Raw genomic sequence first — 4,655 nt, 5'->3', positions numbered from 1 at the left:
TCGGATACCGTTACCGTCACGCTGACCTATTAAGACAACAGCTTTCCGCGCCAAAGCAGGAAAAGAAAAAGCCCGCAACTGCGGGCTTTTTTGCGTGCGGGTTTCCCATGCGACAAGCCGCGGGCCCGGCATGGAAAACGACACTGAGCCCCTGCTTTCGCAGGGGCGACGCGGGGATGGTCTGAGGTGGCATGTCGTCCCTGCGCAAGCAGGGATCCAGTGTCGTTCGTTGCAATATCACCATCGGTTTGATGTCTCACGGAACGGTTGCCATTGCGAGCACGCCATTTCATGGCCCGCCGCCCTCACACCGTCGACTGTTGTTTCCGCAAGACAAGTTGATGCCTGCGCATGGAACCGTACACCGCGCGCCCGATCAAAACCGCGCCAATCAAGTATTCTTGGCGCCTGCATTCGTAATTGCTTTGAGTTGAGAGGACGTTTTGTCGCGTAACACCACGGCCATGGTACTGGGGCCACTTCTGGGACTATTCACGGTAAGCCTGGGCAACGGTTTCATTTCCTCTCTGACATCCCTCAGGCTGGATGCGGCGCACGTCTCGGCGCTGATGATCGGTGCCATCTCCTCGGCCTACTTTGTCGGCCTGACCGTGGGCGCGGTCACCAGCGACCGCCTGATCGGGCGCATCGGCCACATCCGCGCCTACAGCAGCTTCGCCTCGCTCACCGCCATCACTTTCCTGCTGCAGGGCCTGATCTTCGATCCCTGGGCCTGGCTGTTGCTGCGCCTGGTCACCGGGTGGGCCATGGTCGGCATCTATCTGGTCGTCGAAAGCTGGCTGCTGCTGGCCGGCGATACCAAGACCCGCGGTCGCCTGCTGGCGATCTACATGATCGCGCTGTACAGCTCCATCATGCTGGCCCAAGCCTACCTCGGCCAAGTCGACGCTTGGGGCAGCAGCGCGCCGTTCATGCTGGCCGGCATCCTGGGCTCGATGTCGGTGCTGCCGATGGTGATCCTGCCGCGTGTCTCTCCCGAGGTCGGCCCGGTCGAGCCGCTGATGCCGCATCACCTGATCCGCATGACGCCGGCCGGCGTGATTGGCAGTTTCGGTTCGGGCATCGGCATTGCCGCCGTCTACACGCTGCTGCCGGTGTACCTGCAGCGCGAGGGACTCAACGTCGGCCAGGTCGGCCAGCTGATGGCGGCCGCCATCTGCGGCGCCATGGTGCTGCAATACCCGGTGGGCCGCTGGTCCGACCGGCGCGACCGGCAAACCGTGCTGCAAGCGCTGAGCGTGATCTGCGCCGGCCTGTCGCTGCTGGTGGTGATCCTGCCGACCTGGCTGCCGCTGTTGATGGTGCTACTGTTCCTGATCGGCGGCTGCATCTTCGCGCTGTATCCGGTCGCGGTCAGCCACTCGGCCGACCGCGCCGAGGCCGGCGAGCTGGTTCGCGTGATCCAAGGCATGCTGCTGATCAACTCGGTCGGCGCGGCGATGAGCCCGATGGTGATTTCACCGCTGATGAACCGGGTCGGCGAGAATGGCCTGTTCTGGTCCTTCGTGTTCCTGCACGGCGCCCTGGCGCTGTTCTTCATGTGGCGCCAGAAGCACCATCCGGCTCCGATCCCCGCCGCGCCGTTCGCGGCGTCGGCGCAGATGACGCCGATCGGCGCCGAGATCCGCGTCACCGAGGAACTGGTGCGCGCCAGCGAACAGGCGCAAGAGGCCCAGGAGACGGAACATCCCCCGGCCAGCCAGGACGAGGCGAACGCCCGGCGTACCGGGCAAGCCACAATGATGTAAATAATTCACGCCCGCCCCGCCCAAAGCGCCGCGACTGGCGCGCAAACCCAATTTGTTGTTGAAGGAATGGCGCAGATGCCGGATCATGCTGGGTTTCGCGCGCCCCGTCGCGCGAGCCTTGCGCCCGCAAAATTTCTCGCAAAACGAGAATGCCGACCCCGCTCCGTCTGCGCATCGCCCCCGGCAAGCACGGCGGCAGGAGGTCCGGGCGCCTCATCCAGTTTCACAGGGAGAAAACCATGTCGTTCAAGAAATTCATGTTGATCGCCGCCAGCGCGCTGGCGATGACCGTTGCAGCAGGCGCCCAGGCAGCCGACCAGACCTACGTGGTCGGCGCCGGCGGCACCTACCGCCCGTTCGAGTTCGAAAACCCGAAGAAGGAGCTGATCGGCTTCGACATCGACCTGATCAAGGCCATCGCCGCCGCCTCCAACTTCAAGATCAAGCTGGTCAGCACCCCGTGGGAAGGCATCTTCGCCACCTTGGGCCAGGGTGACCGCGACATCATCATCTCCGGCATTACCATCACCGACAAGCGCGCCCAGATGGTCGACTTCTCGCTGCCCTACTTCCCGGCCGAGCAAGTCATCATCACCAACGCCGACGCCAAGGCCGCCAACCTGGCCGACCTGAAGAAGCTGCAAGTGGCCGTGGTCAACTCCAGCGCCGGCGACATCGTGGTCTCCGAAGAACTGGGCAAGGCCAGCACCTCGATCCGCCGCTTCGACAACACCATCCTGATGCTGGAAGAACTGTATCGCGGCGGCGCCGATGCGGCCGTGGGCGACCTGGGCGTGATCAAGTTCTACGTGAAGAGCCATCCGGAGAAGAAGTTCAAGCTGGTCACCGACCAGAAGTTCGTGCGCCAGTACTTCGGCATCGCCGTCAAGAAGGGCAACAAGGAACTGCAGGACAAGATCGACTCGGGCCTGAAGAAGATCGTGGCCAACGGCACCTACGCCAAGATCTACAAGGAATGGTTCGACGGTGACGTCCCGGCCCTGCCCTGGAAGCAATAAGCCTCACGCAGTAACTGAAATCGACTTACCTCCGGCCAGATGATGGCCGGATTTTTTTATTGGGATCATAAAGATGAATTCCTTCTTCCATTGGGAAATCATCGGCGAGTACGCGCCGTTGTTCGTCGAAGGCACCTGGATGACCGTCAAGGCGGCAGTCATCTGCGTGATCGCCGGCACCTGCTGGGGCCTGGTGCTGGGGGTGGGCCGGCTGGCCGAGGCGCGCCACGGCTTCTGGAAATACTTCCTGCGCTACGGCGTGCAGCTGCCGGTGCGCCTGTACGTCAGCTTCCTGCGCGGCACGCCGCTGTTCGTGCAGATCCTGCTGATCCACTTCGCGCTGATGCCGATGCTGATCAACCCCAGCGGCGGCCTGATCCTCTCCGGCGACATCGCGCGCGAGATCCGCTCGCAGTACGGCGCCTTCGCTTCGGCGGTGCTGGCCATCACGCTCAATTCTGGCGCCTATGTGTCGGAGATCTTCCGCGCCGGCATCCAGTCGATCGACCGCGGCCAGAGCGAAGCCTCGCGCTCGCTGGGCATGACCTACATGGCCACGCTGCGCAAGGTGGTGCTGCCGCAGGCCTTCCGTCGCATGCTGCCGCCGCTGGGTAACAACGCGATCGCCATCGTCAAGGATTCGTCGCTGGCCTCGGCTATCGGCCTGGCTGAACTGGCCTATGCGGCGCGCACCGTGTCCGGCGCGTATGCGCGCTACTGGGAGCCGTACCTGACGATTTCCCTGATCTATTGGGGCATCACGCTGCTGCTGTCGGCGCTGGTGCGCCATCTGGAAACACGTTACGGCAAGGGAGATGCGCGATGAGCACGATGATCAAGGTCAACGGCCTGCAAAAGAGCTTCGGCCAGTCGCACATCCTGCGCGGCATCGATTGCGAGATCAAGGCGGGCGAAGTGGTGTGCGTGATCGGTCCGTCGGGTTCGGGCAAGAGCACCTTCCTGCGCTGCCTCAATGGCCTGGAAGAAGCCAGCGACGGCGATATCTTCATCGACGGCGTCAATCTCACCGATCCCAAGGCCAACCTCAACAAGCTGCGCGCCGGCATGGGCATGGTGTTCCAGCGCTTCAACCTGTTCCCGCACATGACCGTGCTGGAAAACCTGATCATGGCGCCCATGCAGGTGAAGGGGACCTCGCGCCGCGACGCCGTGCTGGTGGCCGAGAAGCTGCTGCAGAAGGTCGGCCTGCTGGACAAGATCGACGCCTTCCCCAACCAGCTCTCCGGCGGCCAGCAGCAACGCGTGGCGATCGCCCGCGCGCTGGCGATGGAACCCAAGGTCATGCTGTTCGACGAACCGACCTCCGCGCTCGACCCCGAGCTGGTCGGCGAAGTGCTGACGGTGATGAAGACCCTGGCCGAGGAAGGCATGACCATGGTGGTGGTCACCCATGAGATGAGCTTCGCGCGCGAGGTCTCCAGCCGCGTGCTGTTCATCGACCAGGGCGTCATCATGGAAGAAGGCCCGCCGCAGCAGGTGCTGGTTGATCCGCTCAATGAGCGCACGCGCGACTTCCTGCGCAAGGTGCTTTAAGCCTGCCTCCATGCTGTAATGAAAACGCCACCTCACGGTGGCGTTTTTCTTTTGCGCGGCGTCGTTGCACACGCCGCAGCGATTACACCTGGGCCATGCCGCCGTCGACGAACAGCTCGATGCCGTTGATGAAGCTGGCGGCATCCGAAGCCAGGAAGGCGACCGCCTTGCCGATCTCTTGCGGCTCGCCCAGGCGACCCAGCGGCACCTGGCCGGCCAGGTAGTCGAACAGGCCCTGGCGCGCTTCGTCAGGCACCAGGTCGCCCAGGCCAGGGGTGCGGATCGGGCCGGGGCTGACCACGTTGACGCGGAT

General features: G+C 63.5%; 5 protein-coding genes. 4 read left to right on the top strand and 1 reads right to left on the bottom strand.

The window, feature by feature from the left end:
* The first annotated feature begins 443 nt into the window (after positions 1-443).
* The 4 genes from J8I26_RS22500 to J8I26_RS22485 all read left to right on the top strand — a co-directional run bounded on the left by J8I26_RS22500 (position 444) and on the right by J8I26_RS22485 (position 4,342).
* Complete coding sequence (locus tag J8I26_RS22500; RefSeq protein WP_245200476.1) at positions 444-1,769, top strand: MFS transporter; 1,326 nt, start codon at positions 444-446, stop codon at positions 1,767-1,769.
* A 239-nt stretch (positions 1,770-2,008) separates the two neighbouring features.
* On the top strand, positions 2,009-2,788 hold the full coding sequence (locus tag J8I26_RS22495) for a basic amino acid ABC transporter substrate-binding protein (RefSeq protein ID WP_209609440.1): 780 nt from the start codon (positions 2,009-2,011) through the stop codon (positions 2,786-2,788).
* A gap of 73 nt (positions 2,789-2,861) precedes the next feature.
* Entirely contained in the window at positions 2,862-3,614 is a 753-nt protein-coding gene (locus tag J8I26_RS22490; RefSeq protein WP_209609438.1) for an amino acid ABC transporter permease, read from the top strand.
* 5 nt (positions 3,615-3,619) lie between these two features.
* A complete protein-coding gene (locus tag J8I26_RS22485; protein WP_209609442.1) occupies positions 3,620-4,342 on the top strand; it encodes an amino acid ABC transporter ATP-binding protein in 723 nt (240 codons plus the stop codon).
* Positions 4,343-4,424: 82 nt separating this feature from the next.
* Here J8I26_RS22485 and J8I26_RS22480 read toward each other — a convergent pair.
* Positions 4,425-4,655: SDR family oxidoreductase (locus tag J8I26_RS22480; protein WP_209605845.1), on the bottom strand; the 231-nt coding region annotated here is incomplete at its 5' end.

The sequence above is a fragment of the Herbaspirillum sp. LeCh32-8 genome (genome assembly GCF_017814915.1).
Lineage (GTDB): Bacteria > Pseudomonadota > Gammaproteobacteria > Burkholderiales > Burkholderiaceae_D > Herbaspirillum.
This window is presented reverse-complemented; position numbering and strand designations above follow the sequence as displayed.